Origin of the sequence: Sphingobacterium sp. UDSM-2020 (assembly GCF_016132525.1) — a bacterium.
Lineage (GTDB): Bacteria > Bacteroidota > Bacteroidia > Sphingobacteriales > Sphingobacteriaceae > Sphingobacterium > Sphingobacterium anhuiense.
The window spans coordinates 3746949-3771884 of record NZ_CP066166.1; the positions used below are offsets into that span (position 1 = coordinate 3746949).

The 24936-nt window shown below is 36.5% G+C and carries 22 protein-coding genes; 9 read left to right on the forward strand and 13 right to left on the reverse strand.

The window, feature by feature from the left end; translation table 11 throughout:
- The 3 genes from JAZ75_RS15705 to JAZ75_RS15715 all read right to left on the reverse strand — a co-directional run bounded on the left by JAZ75_RS15705 (position 1) and on the right by JAZ75_RS15715 (position 6011).
- Positions 1-1164, reverse strand: a complete 1164-nt coding sequence (locus JAZ75_RS15705) for a tetratricopeptide repeat protein (protein ID WP_232789218.1) — start codon at positions 1162-1164, stop codon at positions 1-3.
- The gene (gyrA, locus tag JAZ75_RS15710) at positions 1106-3688 is read right to left on the reverse strand and encodes a DNA gyrase subunit A (protein WP_208696564.1); all 2583 of its coding nucleotides are present in this window, start codon (positions 3686-3688) and stop codon (positions 1106-1108) included. Before gyrA ends, JAZ75_RS15705 begins: the two co-directional genes overlap by 59 nt.
- Before the next feature lie 172 nt (positions 3689-3860).
- Positions 3861-6011 carry a heavy metal translocating P-type ATPase gene (locus JAZ75_RS15715; protein WP_232789219.1) on the reverse strand — a complete coding sequence of 717 codons (2151 nt, stop codon included), beginning with the start codon at positions 6009-6011 and terminating at the stop codon, positions 3861-3863.
- Between the two features lie 56 nt (positions 6012-6067).
- On the opposite strand from JAZ75_RS15715, the gene JAZ75_RS15720 reads away from it, so the two are divergent.
- A complete protein-coding gene (locus JAZ75_RS15720; protein ID WP_132771358.1) occupies positions 6068-6919 on the forward strand; it encodes a mechanosensitive ion channel family protein in 852 nt (283 codons plus the stop codon).
- On the opposite strand, the gene coaA is transcribed toward JAZ75_RS15720, so the two are convergent.
- The 6 genes from coaA to lysS form a co-directional block, all read right to left on the reverse strand.
- A complete protein-coding gene (gene coaA / locus JAZ75_RS15725) occupies positions 6916-7881 on the reverse strand; it encodes a type I pantothenate kinase (RefSeq protein WP_232789220.1) in 966 nt (321 codons plus the stop codon). The two genes, JAZ75_RS15720 and coaA, sit on opposite strands and share 4 nt — an antisense overlap.
- A 62-nt stretch (positions 7882-7943) precedes the next feature.
- Positions 7944-8348, reverse strand: a complete 405-nt coding sequence (locus tag JAZ75_RS15730; protein ID WP_132771359.1) for an OsmC family protein — start codon at positions 8346-8348, stop codon at positions 7944-7946.
- 63 nt (positions 8349-8411) lie between these two features.
- Entirely contained in the window at positions 8412-8789 is a 378-nt protein-coding gene (locus JAZ75_RS15735) for a methylglyoxal synthase (protein WP_021191664.1), read from the reverse strand.
- A gap of 19 nt (positions 8790-8808) precedes the next feature.
- On the reverse strand, positions 8809-10041 hold the full coding sequence (locus JAZ75_RS15740) for a nucleoside recognition domain-containing protein (RefSeq protein ID WP_183914425.1): 1233 nt from the start codon (positions 10039-10041) through the stop codon (positions 8809-8811).
- Between the two features lie 31 nt (positions 10042-10072).
- Positions 10073-11128 carry a patatin-like phospholipase family protein gene (locus JAZ75_RS15745; RefSeq protein WP_183914423.1) on the reverse strand — a complete coding sequence of 352 codons (1056 nt, stop codon included), beginning with the start codon at positions 11126-11128 and terminating at the stop codon, positions 10073-10075.
- Positions 11129-11315: 187 nt separating this feature from the next.
- On the reverse strand, positions 11316-13034 hold the full coding sequence (lysS, locus tag JAZ75_RS15750) for a lysine--tRNA ligase (RefSeq protein ID WP_021191667.1): 1719 nt from the start codon (positions 13032-13034) through the stop codon (positions 11316-11318).
- Between the two features lie 233 nt (positions 13035-13267).
- Here lysS and JAZ75_RS15755 point away from each other — a divergent pair, with 233 nt between their 5' ends.
- Together JAZ75_RS15755 and JAZ75_RS15760 are read left to right on the forward strand one after the other, a co-directional pair.
- Positions 13268-13873 (forward strand): RNA polymerase sigma factor, encoded by a 606-nt coding sequence (locus tag JAZ75_RS15755; RefSeq protein WP_021191668.1) that lies wholly within the window; start codon positions 13268-13270, stop codon positions 13871-13873.
- 18 nt (positions 13874-13891) lie between these two features.
- Positions 13892-15238, forward strand: coding sequence for a hypothetical protein (locus JAZ75_RS15760; RefSeq protein WP_208696566.1), 1347 nt, complete (start codon positions 13892-13894; stop codon positions 15236-15238).
- Here the strand turns inward: JAZ75_RS15760 and JAZ75_RS15765 are convergent.
- Complete coding sequence (locus JAZ75_RS15765) at positions 15235-15846, reverse strand: HAD family hydrolase (RefSeq protein WP_208696567.1); 612 nt, start codon at positions 15844-15846, stop codon at positions 15235-15237. The genes JAZ75_RS15760 and JAZ75_RS15765 overlap by 4 nt on opposite strands.
- A 41-nt stretch (positions 15847-15887) precedes the next feature.
- Positions 15888-17081, reverse strand: coding sequence for a proline dehydrogenase family protein (locus JAZ75_RS15770; protein ID WP_132771365.1), 1194 nt, complete (start codon positions 17079-17081; stop codon positions 15888-15890).
- A 93-nt stretch (positions 17082-17174) separates the two neighbouring features.
- Here JAZ75_RS15770 and JAZ75_RS15775 point away from each other — a divergent pair, with 93 nt between their 5' ends.
- Genes JAZ75_RS15775 through JAZ75_RS15785 form a run of 3 tightly spaced genes read left to right on the forward strand, consistent with a single transcriptional unit; the run spans position 17175 to position 19227 of the window.
- Positions 17175-17381, forward strand: coding sequence for an RNA-binding S4 domain-containing protein (locus JAZ75_RS15775; RefSeq protein ID WP_132771366.1), 207 nt, complete (start codon positions 17175-17177; stop codon positions 17379-17381).
- A 48-nt stretch (positions 17382-17429) separates the two neighbouring features.
- Positions 17430-18494, forward strand: coding sequence for a 3-dehydroquinate synthase (gene aroB, locus JAZ75_RS15780; RefSeq protein ID WP_132841607.1), 1065 nt, complete (start codon positions 17430-17432; stop codon positions 18492-18494).
- 10 nt (positions 18495-18504) lie between these two features.
- Positions 18505-19227: a ThuA domain-containing protein gene (locus JAZ75_RS15785; RefSeq protein WP_208696569.1), complete on the forward strand. Its 723-nt coding sequence runs from the start codon at positions 18505-18507 to the stop codon at positions 19225-19227.
- A gap of 35 nt (positions 19228-19262) precedes the next feature.
- Here JAZ75_RS15785 and JAZ75_RS15790 read toward each other — a convergent pair whose 3' ends face one another.
- Together JAZ75_RS15790 and JAZ75_RS15795 are read right to left on the reverse strand one after the other, a co-directional pair.
- Complete coding sequence (locus JAZ75_RS15790; RefSeq protein WP_208696572.1) at positions 19263-21161, reverse strand: TonB-dependent receptor plug domain-containing protein; 1899 nt, start codon at positions 21159-21161, stop codon at positions 19263-19265.
- Between the two features lie 92 nt (positions 21162-21253).
- The gene (locus JAZ75_RS15795; protein ID WP_208696574.1) at positions 21254-22192 is read right to left on the reverse strand and encodes a zinc dependent phospholipase C family protein; all 939 of its coding nucleotides are present in this window, start codon (positions 22190-22192) and stop codon (positions 21254-21256) included.
- Positions 22193-22340: 148 nt separating this feature from the next.
- Between JAZ75_RS15795 and JAZ75_RS15800 the strand changes: the two genes are divergently transcribed.
- Genes JAZ75_RS15800 through JAZ75_RS15810 form a run of 3 tightly spaced genes read left to right on the forward strand, consistent with a single transcriptional unit; the run spans position 22341 to position 24936 of the window.
- On the forward strand, positions 22341-23327 hold the full coding sequence (locus JAZ75_RS15800) for a glycosyltransferase family protein (RefSeq protein WP_021188742.1): 987 nt from the start codon (positions 22341-22343) through the stop codon (positions 23325-23327).
- Positions 23328-23333: 6 nt separating this feature from the next.
- Positions 23334-24041, forward strand: coding sequence for an FKBP-type peptidyl-prolyl cis-trans isomerase (locus tag JAZ75_RS15805; RefSeq protein ID WP_132771371.1), 708 nt, complete (start codon positions 23334-23336; stop codon positions 24039-24041).
- Positions 24031-24936, forward strand: coding sequence for an aldo/keto reductase (locus tag JAZ75_RS15810; RefSeq protein ID WP_021188745.1), 906 nt, complete (start codon positions 24031-24033; stop codon positions 24934-24936). The genes JAZ75_RS15805 and JAZ75_RS15810 overlap by 11 nt, the downstream gene beginning before the upstream one ends.

Genomic DNA, 24936 nt, shown 5'->3' on the forward strand with positions numbered 1-24936 from the left:
CTAATTAACTGTTAATTGATTTAATAATATATTCACACGATCTAACTGCACATAATCTTCTATTGCATTGTAATAAGTAGACAGTGCTTTAAGTGCATTCACATCATATGGTTTAATTTCATTTGCTTTCAAAAGATAAGCTTGCGCATATTGTTTGTCTTCGTCAGATTTAGATTTAAGAAAATCCTTTAAATAAATAAGGCCTAAAGCTAAATTTGATGGGTAGTTATTAGCATCTAAACGCAGAACTTTATTATAATATTGTTTTGCATTTCGAATATCTTTCGCGTCTTCGTATGCATAACCCGCCAAGTAATTTAATTCAACATTTTCAGGCTCTAATTTGATCGCTTCATCAATTATCGTTAAGATGGCGTCATAAGATTCATTTTTAGCATAGATATCGATCAGCTTGAAGAGGATATCTTTGTTCTGAGGAAACTCTAATCGGCCTGCAGATAGTGTATTAAGTTCATCTTGTTTTGTTCCGATTTTCTCATATACAGCTGCGAGCTCTAGATAATATTGCGGTTTTTTTGAATCCTGCTTGATTAACTCTTTGTAATATTTAATCGCGTCAGGATATCGTTTACTGCTTACAGCTAAAGTTGCTAAATTAAATTTTAAATCGGCATTTTTGAAACCAAGGGAGTCTACTTTCAGAAATCCTTTGTACGCTTCTTCAAACTTGTTATTTTTTAACTCAACATTTGATTTATAGATTAATGCAGTTGCTAAATTTTGCTTGATATAATCAACTTCTACAGGGAAATTGCGATATGCTTTTTTCTTATCAATGAGTTTTAAGGTATTTAAACTTTCATCAATAGGGTCTATGGTATACTTTTGTTTCCGGGTGGAATCTACAACTGCTAAAGAACTGTAAACAAGTCCTCTCAAAACATTATTACGAACTGAAGAAGAATCTTTACGGGTTTTGAAAGCTGCATCACTAAATTTGCGTGCGTTCTCCAAATTTTTAATATCTCCAGTTTGTGTATAAAGCGCAAAACTGTTGTTGCCCTCCTTGATATTGGATTGGGCAACAACAGTTAAACTTGTAGCTGACAGTATTAATGATGTCAATAATGCTCTCATTCTTTTTTTATTCTTCGTTAGATTCAGATTTATCGTCTTGATCGGTTTCAGTGCTTTCTGACGCATCTTCTACTTCTTCACCTGAAAGAATTTCTTCTTCCGTTTCTTCCACTTCTTCCTCTCTATCTACTTTAGTAATTGATGCAATTTCATCTTCACCTTTCAGATTAATTAAACGGACACCCTGCGTTGCACGTCCCATCACTCTTAATCCTTCTACTGAAATTCGAATGACAATACCTGATTTATTGATGATCATTAAATCTTCAGTATCGTTAACACCTTTTACAGCAACTAATTTACCTGTTTTCTCAGTGACGCTAATTGTTTTTACACCTTTACCACCACGGTTTGTAACTCGGTAATCTTCGATATCTGTTCGTTTACCGTATCCTTTTTCAGATACAACAAGCACCGTAGTCTCTGGATCATCTACACTAATCATACCAATAACCTCATCGCTCTCACTACCTAAAGTAATACCACGAACACCAGTTGCTGTTCTACCCATTGGTCTAACAGTAGACTCGTTGAAACGAATAGCACGTCCAGAACGTAATGCCATTACAATTTCACTTGTTCCGCTTGTTAAGCAAGCTTCTAACAGCTGATCTCCCTCATTAATGTTGATGGCATTGATACCATTTGCACGAGGACGTGAATAAGCTTCTAATGACGTTTTCTTAATTGTACCTTTTTTAGTACACATAATGATGAAGTTATTTTCCAGGTATTCCTGGTCTTTTAAGTTCTTCACTAAAATGTATGCTTTAATTTTTTCGTCTTTCGGAATATTGATGATATTCTGCAACGCTCGACCTTTAGAAGTTCTACTTCCTTCAGGAACTTCAAATGCTCGTAACCAGAAACAACGACCAGATTCTGTAAATAGCAACATATAATTATGTGCCGAAGCAGTAATAATATGTTCTGTAAAGTCTTCTTCACGTGTGGTCGAACCAATAGATCCACGTCCACCGCGTCCTTGACGTTTATACTCAGTTAGAGGAGTACGTTTTACATAGCTATTATGAGATATTGTGATCACGATTTCTTCATCATCGATGAAATCTTCCATACTCATGTCTTCTGCTGAATGGACGATTATAGATCTTCTCTCGTCACCATATTTCTCTCTGATTTCGATCAGTTCTTCTTTAATGATCTGCATGCGAAGACCTTCATCTGCTAATACAGATTTTAAGTAATCGATCGTTTTCATTAGCTCAGCATATTCTTCTTTAATCTTATCGTGCTCCAGTCCGGTTAGACGACGAAGCGTCATATCCAAAATTGCGCGTGCTTGAAGATCTGATAGACCGAATCTTTCCATTAATCCTACGCGGGCATCTTCAGGAGTTGAAGAGGCACGGATCAACTTGATTACTTCATCTAAATGATCAAGCGCGATTAAATATCCTTCTAAAATATGTGCTCTTTTTTCAGCCTCAGCCAATTCAAAACGTGTACGACGCGTGACAACATCATGACGGTGATCCACGAATACCTGAATCATATCTTTCAGGTTCATCAATACTGGTCTACCTTTTACAAGAGCAATATTGTTTACTGAAAATGAGGTTTGTAATGCTGTGTACTTGAATAGGTTGTTTAGAACGACATTTGCGTTAGCATCGCGTTTAATATCGTATACAATACGTAAACCCGTACGATCTGACTCATCGCGAATTGCTGAAATTCCTTCTAATTTTTTTTCATTAACCAATTCAGCGGTACGTTCAATCATATTCGCTTTATTGATCTGATAAGGAATTTCTGTAACTATAATAGACTCTTTACCTGATTTTGATACTTCAATTTCTGTTTTAGCACGCATCACGACACGACCACGGCCAGTGTTCTCTGCATCCTGAACACCCGAGTAACCATATATCAAACCTCCTGTAGGAAAATCGGGGCCTTTGATATATTGCATCAATTCGGGTACATCGATATCACGGTTGTCAATATATGCAACTGTACCGTTGATAACTTCTGTTAAGTTGTGTGGCGCCATATTGGTTGCCATACCGACTGCAATACCTGAAGCACCATTTACCAATAGATTGGGAATACGTGTTGGTAATACTGTTGGTTCTTCCAAAGAGTCATCAAAGTTCAATTGATAGTCTACTGTATCTTTATTGATGTCCGATAAAATTTCTTCCGCAATTTTTTTCAATCTTGCTTCCGTATAACGCATTGCCGCAGGAGGGTCTCCATCGACAGAACCGTAGTTACCTTGACCATCCACTAAAGGGTAGCGCATGTTCCAGTCTTGTGCTAGACGTACCATTGCATCGTATACGGAAGTATCACCATGTGGATGGTACTTTCCTAATACGTCACCAACAATACGGGCAGATTTTTTGTAAGGCTTACTGCTTGTAACACCTAAATCCAACATACCGTAAAGAACACGACGGTGTACAGGCTTCATACCATCTCTAGCATCTGGTAATGCACGAGAAACAATAACTGTCATTGAATAATCAATGTAGGCAGTTTTCATTTGATCCTCGATACTTACCGAAAGAATTCGATCGTTTGCAGGTACTAAATTATTATCATTTTCTGTTTCTTCAGCCATATTAATTTGGTTTCGATAAAACTATTAAACAATCCCGTTTACACGGATTGCTACGCATGCGAAGTTACAAAAAAATAACCTCAAAAGCGAATGTTTTGAGGTTCAAGATAGTGAAAAAAATAGTCTATTTTTTTATTGATTTAAAAAAGATTTAAATGCGGTCAATTGCTTGTTACCGCAGTTTTTTAAAACGAAGACGAAGTGAATTGCCGATGACAATAACATCGGAGAAAGCCATTGAGAAGGCGGCGAGCATGGGGCCTAAAAATCCCATTGCTGCGAGCGGTATTGCGATGATATTATAGGCAAATGCCCAGAAAAGATTTTCTTTGATCGTTTGCAGTGTGTGCCTTCCGATAAGTAATAGATTTTCAATCGATTTTAGATCGGAATTCAAAAGAATTATTTTAGCAGATTGTATCGCAATGTGACTTGCGTCACCTAGAGAGATACCGACGTGGGCTGTTGTCAGGGCAGGAGCATCATTTATACCGTCGCCGACCATTGCTGTAATACCTGCTTTTTTAAGTTTGTTGATAATATTCAATTTCTCTTCAGGATTGCGATCGGAATAAACTTCTGCTATTCCAAGTTTTTGAGCGACTAGGTCACATTTACTTTTTCGGTCACCACTTAATATTACTGGGGTTATATTTTTGCCTTTAATGGCTTGAATGAGTTCTTTTGCATAAGGTTTTATTTGATCTTCAATCACTAAGCCTGCAACTACGACATCATTAATGGATAGAATTAAGTCGTAGCGGTTTGAATAATCTACTTTTCCTAAACGTGCATTGATTAATTTATACACATTACTATTTGTATCTGTAGCGTAAAGTCCTTCGCTTTTAATCTCTTTGACATCTTGAAAGACAATGCGGTAGGCTTTTACTTCTTTCATGTGCTGTCTGATGGACTTTGCTATAGGATGATTTGAATAGCCTTCTAATTGTGCAATGATAGATTCTACTTGTTTTTGTTCTATTCCAAAAGTTTGGATGGCTTTGATATTGAAATCTCCGGTAGTTAAAGTGCCAGTTTTATCGAATACCATATATTTAAGATCCGACATCTCTTCAATTGTATCACCTCCCTTAATTAAAATTCCCATTTTAGCCGCTCTTCCTAAACCTACCATGATAGCAGTTGGGGTCGCTAGACCCATCGCGCACGGGCAGGAGACGACAAGTACTGCAATGGCATTCATTAATGATTGCTGTAGTGATATTTCGGCTATAAAGTAAGTGATAAAAAAGGTGAAAATGGCGATGACGACCACAAAGGGTACGAAGTATGATGCGACTTTATCACCGAGTTTTTGAATAGGTGGTTTTTTTGATTGTGCTTCCTTGATCAGTGCGATAATTTGGGAAAGGACGGTTTTACGTCCAACTTTGGTGGCCGTGATTTTTATATTGCCTTCTGTTAGTGTTGTTCCGCCGATGACGGTTGCATATCTATCTTTGAAAACGGGTAGGCTTTCTCCTGTAATCATGGATTCATTGACAAAGCCATCTCCTTCAATAATATCTCCATCAACTGGAATAAGATCTCCTGATTTGATCAGTAAAACATCGCCTTGTTTAACATCTCTTGTATGGATGATCTCTTCTAGATCTGCTGTGATTTTTGTTGTGGTTACATTTTGAATCTTAATAAGGTCTCCGATTGCAGATGTTGTTTTTTTTACGGATTTTTTTTCAAATAGATTTCCCAATAGAACGAGCGTGATGATTGTTGCGCAAGTTTCATAGAACATATAATCTGGGCCTAGGTGATTGAGGGTGCCGATGAGGCTGTACGTGAATGCAGCTGTTGCACCTATAAATATGAGCACGTCCATATTTGGCATGCCATTTTTAAGGGAGTAAAACGCACTTTTACCAAAATGAAAAAAACCGAGCAGAAATACGGGAGCACAGAGTCCGAGCTGGATGTATGGGTCATGCAACAAAGGGTGTTGTATAAACATATGTGCAAAGAGAGGAAGCGTAAAAAATAGACTGAACCAAAATTTGGTTTCTATTTTTTTATAAAATGATTCCTTTGGACTTTCATCAGTCAGGACCTGAAAACCTAAATTTTCAATCCCTTTTGTTATTTCGGGAAGTTCTTTTGCCGTTATTCCTGAGAATTTAACTTCATCAGATGCAAAGTCGACAAATATATCTTTTGCCTCTTTTTTTTCTAAATATTGATGAATAGCAATTGCACAGTTTGTACAATGCATTCCTGTAACTGTAAGCTCTACTGTTGTTGTTTCTTCGTTCATATTTTTCGACCATTGGTCTTTTGCAAATATACTTATTTTTAGGAGTATCATTTTTTTGTATTGAATGAAAAATGATTAGTTTAGTTCCTAAAGAAAATTAGATTTCAATGGTTAAAAATAAATTATCCCTATCTTTTGTATTTCGTTGTGCTGTGTGGATAGCTTTAAGCTATTCTTTTGTGGGTTTAGCCTCTTTTTACGAGAAAAACAAGATTATTCTTCACTTTGCTTATGCTTTAAATACTTTTTTGACCGCCAATCTGTTGATCTCAATCGGCCGGTTCTTGATTGTTTCGCTGTATAACCGTAAACATGCAAACCATGATGTGAGAGGAAATTTTGTACTGGGTATTTCCCGGGTTGCTACAGTATTGAATGCTGGTATGATTGTGATTACGTTGATGGTTGCGCTGGGAATTGATCCTAAGGAGTTTATAACCAGCATGACCATCGTTGCGATGGCTATTGCGGTTATATTTAGGGAGTATATTACCAATATGATCAGTGGATTGCTGGTTATGTTTTCTGATCAATTTTCCATTGGAGACCATATTAAAATTAGTAATTATCAGGGTAAAATTGTTGATATTACTTTGGCAAATATTGTCGTTCGTGATGAAGATGATGATGTTGTGCTAATTCCAAATAATTTGATATTCACATCAACGATGGTCAATAAATCTTCTCAAAAGTCGAATAAACTGATCGTTAAATTTGAACTTCCTTTAGAAAAACCGTTGCATGTCCAATCTGTTGAAAATCATTTAAGACCTATCCTGAAAATAAATAAGAATATTATCTGGGACGATTTATTTAAAATAAAAGTTGCCGAAATCGGTAAGGACTTTGTGAAATATAAGATTGAGCTCAATACCATATCGAGTAGCAATAAATTACATTATCAGATTCAGAATGAAATTTTAAATGAGATTTTATTATTTCGTACGCGGGAAGATTAAATCTTACGGACCTTTACATTTTTAACAAAGTGATGACTGCCTTTCTCTAAAATTAGATCAGCGCGGTACCGTGTTGGTAAAATATTCTGGACCAGATTTGGTTTGTTGATCTCATTCCAGATCTGATGTGCCATCTGGATACTTTCTTCAGTATTCATGTCGGCATATTTGTGAAAGAATGAGGCCGGATTTTGAAATGCTGTACGTCTTAAAGATTCAAACCTGTTGGTATACCACTCTAATAAGTTTTTTTCGCTGGCATGAACATATATGGTATAGTCAAAAAAATCTGACACGAATACACTATGTCCTTTTCGTGGTCTTTGCGAATTGACCTGCAGTACATTAATGCCTTCGACGATTAAGATATCAGGATGATGGATCAGCTGTTGCTGGTCATCAGGTAAGACATCATATTCTAAATGGCTGTACAGGGGTACCGAAAGTGATCCCATGCCTGATTTTATAGCGGAAAGGAACTGTATTAATTTTTTAGCATCGTAACTTTCCGGAAAACCTTTACGATTCATTATGCCTCTTTCATTCAGGATATGATTCGGATACAGAAATCCATCAGTCGTTACTAAATCTACTTTTGGTTTACTGGGCAATAAAGTCAGGACGCGTTGCAATACACGTGCTGTTGTACTTTTACCTACAGCTACAGAGCCAGCAATACCAATAATAAAGGGAAGCGTACTTTCATTTTTTTCGAAAAAATGATTTGTGCTTCTGTGTAAATCTTGAAACCGTTCAATATGAATACCCAAGAGATGACTTAAAGGGAAATAGACATCTTCGATTTCTTCTGCATTCAATGGTTCATTAAGTGCATGCAATTGATCCAAGTCGTGTTGCGAAAATGTGTGCTTAAAGTGACCGTTCAGTTTTTTCCAATTTTCTCTTTTTATTGAAGTAAAAGGAGAGTCAATAGGAGTGTGCTGTTCATTTTGCATGTTCATGATTCTTTGTGGCGACAAATATAGCATCTCGTGGATATAATCAAAAATTCTAATTGATTTTTTTAGATCAGGTTGGAAGAAATAATAATCGGATTAGAAAGAATTTTGTGAATAGGACATTTTTCTGAAATTTGGAGAAGTCTGTCTTTTTGATCTTTATCTAGATTTCCTTTAAGAGAAACATGACATTTGATATAGGTGGTCTGTTGCAGTTCACTTTTTAAAATTTCGTATGAAAGTTTAATATTTACCTCCTGTAAATCCCATTTTTTGCGGTCAGCATACATCTTTACTGTCATTGCTTTACATGAACCCAATGAAGATAGTAAAAGGGCAGGCGGATTGAATCCTTCATCTTGACCTCCTAATTCTTCAGGTTCATCTGCAATTAGCGTATTATTTCCATGCTTGATTGTTGTTGTGTATGGCGTATTACCTATTGTTACTAAGATTTCATTATCATTCATATCTCTAAATATAAAAAATAATAAGGGGATTAGGAATTTATGAAGTGAATATTAAATTCCTGGTTATAGTTCATCTTCCAGTAGACCTTCGATAATGAGGCTTCCAGTTGCGGGATTGGTTGCTAATGGTACGTTGTACAAATCACAAACCCGCATCAGCATCTGAATATCGGGTTCATGCGCATGTTTACCTAATGCATCTCTGAAAAATATGATTCCATCTACTTTACCTTCTGCAGCTAATGCTGCAATCTGTGCATCTCCGCCCATAGGTCCGCTTAACTTTAATTCGACTTCGAGTCCTGTTTGTTTTACATAAGAACCGGTGGTGCCTGTCGCGACTAGATGAGCTTTTTTTAAGAACTCAATATGGTCTTTTACAAAGGCAACCATTTCTGGTTTTTTACCATCGTGTGCAATTAAAGCAATTGTTTTTTTCATGTTATTGAAAGATTAAAGTTTAACCAAAAAAGATGTACGCTAAAATAATAGCTGCAATTAGTCCAACAAGATCGGCAATTAAGCCACATATAAGCGCATGTCTAGTGTTTTTAATGCCTACAGAGCCAAAATATACTGCTAGAACGTAAAAAGTTGTTTCGGAGGAACCTTGGATAACACTGGCAAGTCGTCCTTGAAACGAATCTGCTCCATATGCCTGCATGACATCGACCATAAGTCCTCTAGCGCCACCACCACTTAATGTTTTCATTAATCCTACTGGAAGAGCTGGTACGAAACGTGTGTCCAAGCCAAAATAAGCGAAACAAGAACCGATTGCATTCACAATATAGTCCATACATCCTGTTGTTCGGAAAGCAGATATAGCCACCAGTATGGCGATTAAAAAGGGGATGATCATGATGGATGTTTTAAATCCGTCTTTTGCACCATCTATAAAGGCATCGTAAACATTTAGTTTTTTAAATGCGCCGTAAACGATAAATAGGATAATGATGGAAAAAATTAAAACACCACCGATTAGTCCGGTTACAATTTCAATTTTTTCTGGAGGCAAGCCATTTAAACCGAAATATAGTCCAGCCATCATGACTATGAAACTGCCTAGGAATATCAGGATGGGTAGTTTAAAGAGGTTTATTTTTTGAAAGAATGCAACAGCGATCATCCCTGATATAAACGAAATAAAGGTTCCTATCAAAGCTGGAATAAAAATATCTGCGGGGTTTGCTGCTCCATTGGCCATTCTTAGAGCAATTACCGATGTTGGAATAAGTGCTATTCCAGCGGTATTGAGCACTAAGAACATAATTTGTGCATTCGTCGCGGTTTCCTTTTCTGGGTTAAGTTCTTGCAGTTCCTGCATTGCTTTTAGTCCGACCGGTGTTGCCGCATTATCTAAACCTAGCATATTGGCTGAAAAATTCATAATAATAGAGCCGTTTGCAGGATGGTTTTTTGGGATTCCAGGGAAGAGCTTGCTGAAAAATGGATTTACAGCTTTTGCAAATAAGGTAATCATTCCTGCTTTTTCACCCACTTTCATGATGCCTAACCAGAATGTCATCATGCCGACGAGACCTAAGGAGATTTCGGCACCGTTTTTAGCACTGTCAAACATGCCATTGATAATTTTCATGAAAATTTCGGTGTCTCCAAAGAAAATAAGCTTGATCAAAGCAACGATGAACGCAATTACAAAAAATGAGATCCAAACGATATTCAGTGCCATATAGATTTAAAATATGCGTAAATGTAAACTTTTACAACCTATCCATCAACTTAGACCACGGATTTTTCTTGTTTTTTGCCTCTTTTTCTTTTATTAGATGATCCACTATCTTGGTGAGTTGAACTTCATTTTCGCTCATCAGTCTATCTGCTAGCGAGATAAGTTTTTGGATGTTGTTTTTGGATGCCGCATCCATGGAGGACTCAACACTTGACATATTTGTTGGCTCTAGTCGGATGTAGTTTTTGGATTTTCTATTGAATTGAAACAGTTGTTCAATAAAAAATTCGGTACTCTCTGCAGAGGCACTTGTCATAATATCGACTAAAGCTGGACCAATGGTAATGGCCAGTTTTTTCTTAAAATGCTCATAGTTATAAGCTTTTTTTGCAACCCCGGTACCTAATGAGACCATAAACAGATCGTTTATCTCTGTATCTTCAAAAGCTTTCATCACTTCAATCAAAGCGCAAATGGATGGGTTTTGAGCCACCATGCCACCGTCTACCAATGGAAATCTTGTACCTGCAATGGAATAAATCTCCGCAACAGAAAAATAGGTAGGTGCGGCGGAGGTCGCTCTGCAGACATCTCTTAGATAGAAGTCTCGTGCTATTCCATGTGTAATAGCTTTTTGCTGTCTAAAAAAATGATTTTTCCGGAGTTCAATATTATAAGCCGTTATAATACAGGGTTTTATTAGTTGGCTTAGTTTGGTGTCGCCAAAATATTCATGTAATACATTCTCTAATGCGGTAGCTGAATATAATTCACTCACCAATCCGAATTCACTTAGAAAGCGTCTCCATCTTGTTGTTTTGAAAATATCAGTGCCGTGGGAGACGTACAGATCTAATGCCTCTTTAGCAGAAAACTTAGGTTTTGAAGGATTTTCCTCACTTGGGTATAATAAAATGCAGGCTAAGATACCTCCAGTACTAGTTCCTGCAATAAAATCGAAATATTCTGCAATTCGTGCATCCGGGTCATTGCTCTTCTTTTGAAGAATTTCTTCTAAAACGACCAATACTAGAGCAGGTATTATACCTCTTATTCCACCACCATCTATGGAAAGTATATTTTTCATTTTTTAATGTTTATAACTTAAAAGTAGTATTAAATAAATTAAAAAATTGATGGCTCTTTGTTTTTGTGGTTAGGATAATGCGCGTTGATAGGCACAGCGAGCTGTGTAAACAATTCTTTACACGTTTTTTACAAAAAACAGAAGCCGGCTACCTTTTGGATAGCCGGCTTCTGTACGAACTAATTATTTATGCAAACCATGCCAAGACCTCGTCTTTTGTTGGCATGGTGATTTCTAATTTCATTTTTTTACGCATACCTCCAAGGTCATTGAATACTTTATTAGGATTAGCTTCTTTTAATTCCGGTATAGTATTGAAACCCATTTTTTGTAAAACAGGAACCCATTCTGCTGGAATACCCAATGCAACATAATCTTCTGTCGAAGCTACTGTTACTATTTTTTCTGGTCGCATTTGCGGGAAAAATAATACTTCCTGAATAGAGGCATTGTTGGTCAGGAACATAATTAAACGATCCATACCAATGCCTAATCCTGATGTTGGAGGCATTCCATATTCTAATGCACGTAAGAAATCTTGATCGATAAACATGGCTTCGTCATCGCCACGTGCTGATAAGGCCATTTGTGCTTCAAAACGCTCACGTTGGTCGATCGGATCATTTAACTCCGAATATGCATTTGCAATTTCTTTACCACATACCATTAACTCAAAGCGTTCTGTGATTTCAGGATTGTCGCGATGTTTTTTTGTTAATGGCGACATTTCTTTAGGGTAATCTGTGATAAATGTAGGCTGAATGTATTTACCTTCACATTTTTCGCCAAAAATCTCATCAATTAACTTGCCTTTACCCATGGTATTATTGACCGGAATTCCCATTCCTTTGGCTGCTTCGAAAATTTCTTGTTCAGATTTTCCTGTAATATCAAAACCTGTGAACTCTTTAATCGAATCGGCCATTGTGATTCTTTTATAAGGTGCACGGAAGTCGATTTCATGTTCTCCAAATGTCGCTTTGGTGGTGCCGTTTACAGCAATTGCACAATGTTCTAGCAATTGTTCTGTGAATTTCATCATCCAGTTGTAGTCTTTATAAGCTACATAGATCTCCATTGCTGTGAATTCTGGATTGTGAGTACGGTCCATACCTTCATTTCTGAAGTTTTTTGAAAACTCGTAAACGCCATCAAAACCGCCCACAATTAGGCGTTTTAGATATAACTCATTTGCAATCCGCAAATATAAAGGCATATCTAAAGCATTGTGATGTGTGATAAATGGACGGGCCGCAGCACCGCCAGGGATGGATTGCAATACTGGAGTCTCAACCTCCATATAACCTGCGTCATTAAAGAAATTACGCATTGCACTAAACAATTTTGTTCTTTTTACAAAGATCTCTTTATTCTGCGGGTTAACTACTAGATCGACATAACGCATTCTATAACGCAATTCGGGATCTGTGAATGCATCATATGTTTTTCCTTCTGCAGTTTTAACGATTGGAAGAGGGCGTAATGATTTAGATAATACAGTCAGTTTTTCAACATGTACACAGATGGCATCTGTCTGGGTTGTGAAAACATAGCCTTTAATACCAACGATATCACCAATATCTAATAATTTCTTAAAAACGATATTATACATCGTTTTATCCTCATCAGGACAAATGTCATCACGTTTGATGTAAGCTTGAATACGGCCTGAACTATCTTGAATTTCGAAGAACGACGCATTTCCCATAACACGACGGCTCATGATACGTCCTGCAATGCTTATATTCTTATAGTTAAGCTTATCTCTATCGTAATTTTCTAATATATCAGTAGCATTTGCATTGATCTCAAACTCTTCAGCTGGATATGGGTCGATACCCAAATCTATTAGAGATTGCAATGCCTGTCTTCTTAATTGTTCCTGTTCGGATAATACAGTACTCATTGGTAAGGATTAAATAATATAAAAATCGAACAAAAATAGCTTTTTTTTTGCATTTATGAGAGGTGAAAACAATATAATATTTATAAAATACGGTGTAGCGTTTTGTAATACGGTATCGTTATGAAGATGTACTTAAAAAACAGCATGGCAGAAATTAAAAGAAAGACTTTCATAATCTTAATTCAGAAAGTATTATTTTAGATGAAGATTAAGGATTAATATAGTCTTATTGAGTGAATATTATTCAAACATACTTAAAAAAGCAAAAACAAGTAACACTTAAAAGTGCACTGGAGGATTGTTTACGAAATCGTGAGCAGGGGAAGGCTTTTGTCTATAAAAAGTACTATGGATATTTGATGGCTATTATTATTCGCTATGTTAAATCTGATGTGGATGCTGAAGAATTAACGAATGAGTCTTTTATTCGGATTTTTAGACGATTGGATTCTTTTAACCATTTGGTTGAGGATGATGTTTTGGAGAAATCATTTCGGTCATGGATAGGGAGAATTGCAGCTAATATTTCAATTGATTTTCTGCGCTCAAAAAAGGAGATGACTTCTTTAGAAGATGTAGCTGAGGGCAGTCTTGATGTGCCAAGGGTATATAACTCCAGTAATCTAGAGGTTGATGATATTATGAAGTTGCTCGATTCTTTACCAGAATTGCAGCGTGTCATCTTTAATCTTTATGAGATCGAGGGTTTTTCGCATGATGAAATTGCAAAGCAGTTGCATATCCCGGATAGTACTTCCCGTACTTATCTTACTCGAGCAAAGCAAAAGTTAAGGATGCTTTATTTGGAACAACATAAGATAAGACAGGAATTTAAATAACAAGAAGTAGCGTGTAAAATGGCAAAAGAAAAAAATAAGGAATTAATAGACCATATCGTCGACAAAATGAAAGCTCATGAGCTTCCTTATTCGGAAGGTGCATGGGAAAAATTTGCGTCACATGATGTATCTCTTGTTTCTAAGAAGCAAACGAACTGGAAGTATTGGAGTGCAGCTGCTGCTGTGCTGCTCTTTGCTAGTGCTTCATTTTTGTATTTAAATCAGTCCGCTGTCAATCATGGGACAATTGTTGCAAACTTACCGGTAGAGACAAAATTGGATACAGATAAATTAACTGTTGAAACAAATACTGTTGAAACAAATAAGGATGATACCCCTATTTTGAAATTAGATCATTCACCGAAACAGCTTATTGATGCTTCTTCTGATCAACGTAGCATAGTTAAAAACAAAATTGAACATGCTATTGCTTCTATCGATCATCTTTTGGAAGCGACTACGCAAATTTTCACAGATAATGATGTAAAACAAGAACCAGTTGATATGACTTCTAAAAGTGGTAACGAACTTGTTGAGGTTAAAAAGCAAGAAGTTAAAAATAATAATCTAGCGCAAAATACTAATACCGTTAGAAAAGAGGGAGAAGGAAACAGTTCTATTGCTCAGAAATTGGAAAAACTGGGTTCTATATTCAATTTGAATTCCGATAAACATGATTTTGCATCTGCCATAAAGAAGTGGGAGGTAGGCGCATTTGTGGCTCCGTCTTCAACAGTCGATAAGATGAGTATGGGGGGGGGATTAAGTTTAGCGTACCAAATTACCGATAAGATCAGTATACGTTCAGGCGTTTCTATGCAGCAGTATGGGGCCGGAGTAGATCGACAAAATAACTTAGGAGCAGTGCAGTCAGCTGGTATGGCGTTTAATGATGCTGTTTCTAATAGTCCTGTCATGAAAAATAATGAATCTTTACTTTTGGCTAGACAAACTGTCGATAAAGAATTAAGTGCTGTTAATAATAAACTTTTAACGATTGATATTCCGGTAGATGTGCGTTATCATGTAAGTAAATCATTCTACACTTCCGTTGGGGTATCCTACGTTGGGGTTTTGGATCAGACACAAGAAAATTATTTTGTAAATGGCATCAATGAGAATACTTCGGCTAATAATGGTCAGGCGGTATCTTCTCCTGAAAACGTTAAACAAACATTTAAAGGAAGTGCTGTAAATACGAATGATTTTAATGGATTTGTTAATCTCTCCATTGGAAAAAAGATGACAGTAGGTAAGAAGTTGTCCATAGCCGTAGAGCCATTTGTCAAACTTCCTGTTGGGGGTCTTAAATCTACTGACTTTAATTATACCAATGGAGGTTTAAAGGTTGTAACGAGTTTTTAAAGCTGATCAATACGAACAGCACCCATTCCAGCAGCCAAAGCTCCTTGTACTCCTGGGATTCCGTCCTCGTAAACTAAACACTTAGCAGGGTCAACCTGAAGCTTCTCGGCCGCTAATAAAAATGGCTCAGGCGATGGTTTTCCATTAGGAGTATCACCGGCACACACCAAGGTTTCCAATTTATCAAGTACTCCAAGGACGGTTAGTGTGATGTTTAATGTTGATCTGGTTCCTCCAGAAACAGCCGCAATACGTTTCTTTCCAATCTGGTATTTTAGATGTTCGACAACATAATCAATAGGTTGTGTCTGCTGGATGAACTGTTCTATAAAGATGGCTGATTTTCTTTTTGAAAATTCATGAACATCAAAAGTGGTGTTATAGCGGATACAGATTTCTTTTGCAACAGCTATGGTTGGCCATCCTGCGGTTTCGTCGATTAGACTATCATCCAACAGGACATTGTATTCTGCTGCTGTAGCTACGTAGGCTGCTTTATGCGCACTTATATTGTCAGCTAAGGTTCCATCGACATCAAAAAGTAAGGCGTCGTATGGTTCTGCTATTTTATTGAGTTTATTGAATTTCTCTATTGATTCGGGTGACATATCTGATTATTGAAGGTACAAATTTATAAAAAAAGCTAGTCTTAACGACTAGCTTTTCTTCTTTGTTTCTCTTTAATGATTAACCCCAGCTCTCGACCTGTTTGACCAGCTACTGATGTGTTTTCTTGTGCTCTACGGAATAAATAAGGCATAACAGCTTTTATCGGTCCGTAAGGCATATATTTTGCAACGTTGTAGTTTGATTCAGATAAATTAAATGTTAAATTATCTGACATACCCAACAATTGTGCGAAAAATATACGGTCGCTTCTATGATCTATTCCACGTCTGTCAAGCTCATTTGCTAACAAAAGACTACTTGCTTCATTGTGTGTGCCTGCCATAACACCAAAGCGATCGATATGATCCAGTATGAAATGAATAGCGGCATCGTAATCTTTGTCTGTTGCTTCTTTTGTAGGTTGAATAGGAGATGGGTAACCTTTTTCAGCTGCTCTCTGTCTTTCAATTTCCATATAGGCACCACGTACGATTTTTGCACCTAAAAAGAAGTTTTGTGTTTTTGCATAATCAAAATCAGCTTTTAAAGAGGCTAATTTATCATGTCTGTACAATTGATAGGTGTTGTATACAATAGGTTGTTCTTTATTGTATTTTTCCATCATATCGCGGGCTATGTCATCAATGGCATCTTGAATCCAAGAGTGTTCAGCATCAATTAATACTTTAACATTAGCTTCGTAACAGGCTTTACAGATTTCATCACATCGATCGTACATTCTGTTGTACTCTGCTTGCTCTGCTTCTGTTAACGTTTCGTTTGCGTTTACTTTCTCAAATAATTCGAAACGGCCAAGCCCTGTAGGTTTGAATACTGAAAAAGGGATGTATTTATTTGTTTTTGCAGCAACTACTGTGCGTAATGTTTCTTTAAAAGTAGCATCAAATGCGGCCTCAGTATCTTCTCCTTCTACAGAATAATCCAGGATTGTACCCACATTGTTTTCTCCTAGGTGATTGATTGCAGATGTACAACCTTCAATTGTTTCGCCACCGCAAAACTGTTTGAAAATGGTTGACTTAATGATTCCTTGGATAGGTAGTCCGATATTTAGAGCAAAATTAGTAATTGGAGGTCCGACTTTTACTAAGAAATTACTTGCTATTACTTTATACAGTAAATAAGCACGATCTAAATCTTTATCGGTTTTACTTTTGAATGCAATTTCTGTATTATCAAAAGATAGTTTTCTGGGTTCAGCAATCTGTGTCATTATTTTAATCTAATCCACACAAATGTACTAAATTCAAAAATATTACCACTTATTGATTAGGAGATTCCTGAAATATTAACTTATTTTTGCTTTATGCAAACATTCAAAATCGAAGGAGAATATATTCCGTTAATTCAGTTACTTAAAGCTTTAAATTGGGTAGAGCATGGTGCTATGGCTCAGTTAGTTGTTACTGAGGGGATGGTGACCGTTAATGGTCAGGTAGAGTATAGGAAAAGAATGAAAGTTAGACCCGATGATATCGTCGAGTTTGAGGGTCAACAAGTAAAATTGGTATAAGATATAACAAAATTTGTTTATAAAAAACGTAAACTGAATCCATTAGAAATGCAATTTATAGAAAGTTTAGGCTATCAAGTAGTCTTTGATGACTCATTACAGTCTCTAAAAACCTTTATACAGGAACGAAATTACTCAAAGATTTTTGTCTTAGTTGATCGCAATACCAATGATAACTGTATGCCTGTTGTACAGCCAATTTTAGCTGAATTGGGAAACTACGATGTGATTGAGGTTGATCCTGGTGAAGAAAATAAGAATATTGATTTCTGTATCGGTGTATGGAAAACAATGCTTGACTTTGGGGCTGACAGACATAGTCTGTTGATTAACTTAGGTGGTGGTGTGGTCACGGATATGGGGGGATTTGCGGCTTCTACTTTTAAACGTGGTATTGACTTTATTCAGATTCCGACAACATTATTGTCTCAAGTGGATGCATCTGTAGGTGGTAAGACGGGAATAGATTTAGATAATTATAAAAATATAATCGGGACTTTTACGCAGCCACAGGCTGTCTTTATCGCTAGTGTGTTTTTGAAAACATTGGAAAGAAGACAGTTGGTTTCTGGTTTTGCGGAGGTTATCAAGCACGGATTAATTTTTGATGGGGCGTACTATAATAAGGTTAAAAATTTGGATGTTTCGGCTATAACGACCGAGCATGTGAGACATTCCGTTGGGGTTAAAAACACGGTCATAACCCAGGATCCAACAGAAAAGGGTTTACGGAAAATCTTAAATTTTGGGCATACTATTGGTCATGCAATAGAAGGTTATTCTTTACTTCATGATGAACATTCGTTGCTACATGGCGAGGCTATTGCTGTCGGTATGATTTGCGAAGGCTATCTGTCACATAAATTGAATGGTCTTTCATTAGAAGAATTAGAGGATTTAATAACAACGTTTAGAAAGAATTTTGCTGATTATCAATTTGATGATTCTATTGATCATGAATTGTTGAGTTTAATGAATAATGATAAGAAAAATCATTCTAATCAGATTGGTTTCGCTTTATTGAATAAAATTGGTTCTTGTGATTATGATATTTTTGTTACGGAAGACTTAATTATAGAAAGTTTAGATTTTTATCGTAATTTAATCGCATAAACCTAACAACATGATGTGCAGCATAATTAAAAGAGTATCATTTCTCTTCACTATTTTCTTTGTTACCCAATTGAGTGCGCAGGAAAGAATTTTGATTTTTTCAAAAACTACTGGATTTAGACATGAAAGTATAGAGCATGGGGTTGCTGTTTTAAAGCAATTGATATCTTCAAAAAATATGCTAGTAGATCATTCTGAGGACAGTCAATTGTTTACGGATTCTATTCTTTCGCGATATGATGCTTTAGTTTTTGTGAGTACAACGGGTGATATTTTTAATGAAAGTCAAAAAGCTGCGTTTGTCCGTTTTATTCAATCAGGTAAAGGTTTTTTAGGTATACATGCTGCAAGTGATACGGAATTTAACTGGCCTTGGTACGGACAACTTGTGGGGGGGTATTTTTCTTCACATCCGGCCGTTCAGGATGCTCAAATCCGGGTTGTAAACCAGAAGCATCTTGCGACAAAGCATTTACCAAAGATATGGTTTCACCGCGATGAATGGTATGATTTTAAGTCGGTAAGGGAGGGGCTTCATATTTTGATGGATTTGGATGAAACAAGTTACAAAGGGGGAAAGATGGGGAAATTTCATCCGATAGCGTGGTATCAGGAATTTGATGGAGGCCGATCATTCTATACGGGATTAGGTCACACCTTAGAGACTTTTGATGAGGAAAAATTTCAGACCCATGTTTTGGGAGGTCTCCGATATGTCCTGAAAAAGAAATAAAAATAGGTCAGTCTAGTTAGGCTGACCTATTTTGTTTAATAAGCAATTGTATATTTGGCACCTAAGGAATACCAGGTACCTGGCATGGGTACAGCTCCGGCCTCTATATATTTGACATTAAATAGATTTTGCGCGTCAACATAAAGATTTAACTTGTCGATTTGACGTGCTAAACGTACGTCTGAAATAAAGTACGATTTGTAAGATAAACGTTCGTTAAAACGATTGGCAGTGGTAAAACTCCAATCCCTGTGACTTATAGTAAAGTTTAGGTTTGCCTGATTTCTTAGGCTTTCAATAGTGTACTTTGATAAATTATTTTCTGTAGTATTATTTTTTATTCTGGGATTCAAATAGCTGTATCCGATAACAGCATAATACTTTGTAATGGAATTCTGAGGATTAATATTAATACGGAAATTGACGTTAAATCCCTGGACTTCATTATTGTCCATGTTTTGAGGCTGCCAAGGCTCAGTGTTCAGATTACGTGTCCAATCAATAAAATCATTAATTGTTCTATAAAAATATCCTGCCTGTGCAATAACATTTCCGCTGGTATATTTTATAGCTCCTTCAACTTGTTTTGCTCTTTCGGCTTGAAGTGAAGAATTTCCAATGTTTGCAGGTCTCTGATTTAAGTAAAGATCTGTAAATGAGGGTATCCTTTGGCTCGATCCTGCATTAAAAATCAATTTCCAATGATTATTGATATCATATCCAAGATCTATTCCAGGGAAAACCTGCCAGTTGTAGTCACTGTTATAATTGAGGTAGGTACCTACATTAATAAATAAATTTTTGATCATTTCAGTTTTAAATTCGACATAAGCACCATAATTCTCGCGGCTGTGCTTACCGATGTTTGAACTGTTGATATTTTCGAATCTGCTTTCAACTCCAAGGCCGAATGAGCCATAATTTTGTTCGTATGTGGCATTTAATTCGGCCATAAAGGCATTGTTGTAGTGCTGGCTTCTTGCTTTGCTCAGGTCATGTCTGAAATAACGGTAATCATCCTCGTTGTATCTGTTCGAAATTCTAGGAGATATCGTTAGTGCATTGGATAGTTTATGTTTGGACTGTATAGTTGCAAAAGCTGTTTTCACCAATTCGTAGGATTCTTTGTCTCCGGGGGCAGCATAATATCCGTTGGCTCCAAATTGATTGTCAATATACCCGAATGAGGTCGATATATTATTTAAAGAGTCAGGTGCATACGCTCCTTGGTAATAGATTTTATTGCTTTTTGAAGCTGTATTATAGCGTTGACCATTGGAATCTTCATGGCCTAAATACAGCTGCTGACTGAATTGTGCAATTTTATGGGTAAATCCCAATTGAAAACCCTTGCCGTAATATTTTCCGTTTTGTGTATCCTCACTGTTTTTAAAAGAAGTGCCGGTATACGCCTGTGCACTGATCAGATTTTCTGAGACTGTTTTTGTGACAATATTAATAGCCCCGGTTAGGCTGTTGATTCCATAAATACGGGATGCTGGTCCTTTAATGATCTCGATCCGTTCAATAGCGTCGGTAGGAATGGGAAGATTAAGGGAGTGATGGGCAGTTTGTGGATCTGATATTTTTGCTCCATTTAGTAGGATCAAGGTCTGTTCAAATGATCCGCCATCGATTGTGACGTCTGCCTGTGAACCGAAAGGACCTCTTTGACGGATATCCACACCATTAATATAAGCTAAAAGTTCATTAACAGACTTTGCGGGAAGACGTTTAATATCTTCTTGCGTTATAATTTGAATGTTTCTGGTCTGCTTAGAGAATGGAATCTGTAGACGGTTCTGATTAATGATAACTTCATTTAAATTTGTAGTATCTTTTAAAGTTAACGTCTTATTATTAGTTACTTCTTGACTAAAAGCATAAGAATATCCAACTAAGGATAATGCTAATAGCGTTAAATTCTTACTCATTATGGCTCTTCTTAAAATTTACCGGACAAAAGTAGGTATGTATTGTTTAATTGCAGGGTGCCAGTTTTTAATAAGTATATAGTCCGGTTGTTTTATAGTTCTTCTCTGCCCATATTTTTTTTATTATTGATATCAAGGGGCTGGTCATCTATGGTTACTTTTTGTAGATTTTTGAGGTCTGGTTGTCCGGCCTCAACCCAAGCAGAATACCAGAATGACCCCACTTGTTGTATAGCACTAGCCATTCTTTTTTCAACCATGCCATTGAGGGCAGTATGATAGGCCCTGGCATATTCATCGGAATAGGTTCTGATCAGTAGATTATTTCGCTCTATAAAGGAATATTTTTGATGTTTTGAAAAAGATTTATCCAGTTGTTTTTCAAGTGCAAGTACTGAGTCAACAAGCAAGTTACTTTGTTTGACGATATTCCAGGAGGTATGCAATGGATCTTCAATAAATTTTGCTGGACCTTTTATAAATGAATACTCTTTGACAAACATTTCGGGTAAACGACTTTCCCAAAATGCATGTATTCCAATTTGGTTGGTTAATTGTCCGTTATAATTTTTGGTTGTATGTAAAGGAACATGAGCATCACCAATATAGTGCCCTAGGTCTGCAGAATGATGGATGATCTGTCTAATATCTTTGAATTTAAATGCTTTGACGAGTTTATGGTAGGAAAATGATATTTGCCAAGGGACAATTCCATTTAACAAGAGCTGTTTTTCCTGATATTTTTCTTTGGCTTTTGTCCAGTGAATGGGGATCGAGTCAATCGAGGGCTCGTTATAATCATCAATATCGATATAATGGCGGGGCGATTCAAGGCTATCTATATAGCATCTTTTATCTGCGTCTACGGCTTTTGAACTAATTAAGAGAATATTTTTCTTATAAAAGGAAGCTAATGTTGGAGGAAGGGTATAAACGGCATATTCATTAATTTTTTTATGTGCAAAAAATCCCCATGAGCTACATATTATAAATATAATAAATAAAGAGATTATAATTGATAATCCTTTCATGTTGAAACAATTGGTTAATAAATAGTAAGTTACAAAATATCCTTCGCATTTTTAAATGTATTCTTTGTTAAGAACAAAAAACGTAACCTAAATTTAACTTTATTGTCATGAAAAATTTTTATTTTGCCGATAAATAATCGCGAAGTTTATGAAAATACTTTATGCGGTACAAGGTACAGGTAATGGCCACCTCAGTCGAGCGATGGATGTTGTGCCTTGTTTACGTAATTTTGGAGAGGTTGATGTTTTGGTGAGTGGAATCCAAGCGGATTTAGTTTTACCGTTTGAAGTGAAATATCGCCTGCATGGTTTGAGTTTTATTTTTGGGAAATCAGGAGGGGTAGATCTCTGGAAGACATTTATGAGTTCTACTGTTCGTAAATTTACACAAGAAATCAAATCACTTCCCATAGATCAGTATGATCTTGTTATTAATGATTTTGAACCCATATCTGCCTGGTCTGCTCATATGAAGGATTTTCCCTGTATTGGTTTGAGTCATCAGATCGCAGCGTTAGATGCTTCCAGTCCCAAACCAGATGAGACGGATATGCTGGGTAAATTTATTATGAAGAATTATGCCCCCACGGCGCATGCTTACGGTTTTCATTTTAAAAGCTATAATAAGAATATTTACACTCCTGTCATTCGTAATTCCGTGCGTGAGCTGGATGTTCAGGATAAGGGGCACTATACTGTTTATTTACCGGCATATGATGATGCACATCTGTTGAAACATTTAATGAAATTTCCAGATATCAGTTGGCAGGTTTTCAGTAAGCATAATTCGCGGGCTTTTGATATGAAGAATGTGGCGATACGTCCTATTAACAATGATGCATTTATTGCTAGTATGGCAAGTTCTTCGGGAGTGCTATGTGGGGCTGGATTTGAAACCCCAGCGGAGGCATTGTTCCTTCAAAAGAAATTGTTGGTGGTTCCAATGAAAAATCAGTATGAGCAACATTTGAATGCTGCGGCACTGGAAGAGATGGGTGTACCCGTTATTTCGAGCTTAAAACAAAAAAATATGCTATCTATAGAGGCTTGGCTAAATAGTAAATCGCGAGTTGTTGTCGATTATAAGAACAATACTCAAGAAATTATTACTAATATTGTGTCTAAACATACTTAAAATTATATGAAATATATTGCTTTGGCATTATTGTCTTTGGCTACACTATCTGTAACGGCACAACAAAAAAAGAAAACTGTAAAGAAAACAACAGCTGTAAAACCATTATTAGCGACTAAAACAGACTCCGTGTCATATGCTTTTGGACGTGACATTGGTGGTACATTGAAAAATTTGGAGATTACAAATTGGAATAAAGAGTTAATCGGTAAAGCAATAGTTAGTGCTCTTGATGGTCAAAATTCTTTAATTGAAGAAGATCAATTGCGCATGGTTATCCAAAGCGCAGTTACCGAAGCGAGAGAAATAAAGGAGAAAGAAAATCTTGCTAAAGAGCAGGCTTTTTTTACAGAAAATGCTAAAAAAACAACTGTAAAAACTACGGAAGAGGGTTTGCAGTATGAAGTATTGGTAGAAGGCACTGGGGAAAAACCGACCCGAGAAAACGAAGTAACAGTACATTATACAGGAACTTTATTGGATGGAAAGAAATTTGATAGTTCATTAGATCGTAATGAACCTCTAAAAATGAAATTAGATCGCGTGATTGAAGGCTGGAAAATAGGTGTTCCTTTAATGTCTAAAGGAGCAAAATATCGTTTTTATGTACCAAGTAAATTAGGATATGGAAGTCAAAACATGGGTGTTATTCCTCCAAATAGCATTTTAATATTTGATATTGAGTTATTGGATTTCGTGAAGGATGCAGTATAATAAGTTAGGTAAATCAGCAATCGAGGTTTCCAGTATCGGCTTGGGGTGCATGTCTTTGAAAGGTAGTAAACACAAGCAGGGGGTTGAAATTATTCGTAAAGCTTTTGACAGCGGTATCAATTTTTTTGATACTGCTGACTTATATGAAAAAGGATTTAACGAGATGCTGGTAGGGGAAGCGGTACAGGACTTTAGAAAACGCATTGTTTTATCTACAAAAGTTGGAAATAGCTGGCGAGCCGATGGAAATGGATGGGATTGGAAAGCGTCAAAAAGTTATATCGTGAAAACTGTTGAGTCATCTTTGTCTCGATTAAAAACAGATTATATTGATCTTTACCAGCTGCATGGTGGTACCATTGAAGATCCTATTGATGAAATTATCGAAGCTTTCGATTTACTGGTTAGTGCGGGCAAAATTCGAACTTACGGTTTGTCTTCGATTCGTTCTAATGTTATTCGCGAGTACGTAGCAAAATCTAATATCAGTGCCGTTATGATGCAGTACAGTTTATTGGATAGACGTTTAGAGGAAGAAATGGGAGCTTATTTATTGCATCATCGTATTTCTGTTCTAGCAAGAGGTGCAGTAGCCAAAGGGATGCTGATCAATAAACAAGCTGAGAATTTTCTGCAATATAGCTCAAGTGAAGTACAGCATATCATTCGCAATCTACATGCATTTGCAAAAAAACACCATGTTAATAATCTGACTGTGGCACTTTCTTTTGTTCTTTCGAATGAGGCGGTTACTGCTGCTTTACTGGGTATAAATACACCCTTGCAATTAACGGAATTGATACAGATTAAAGAGCAAGTCCGTTCTTTAACAGGAGCAGAGAAAATAGAGTTACTAAGCGGTGTTCGTGCATTGTATTTTACAGAACACCGTTGA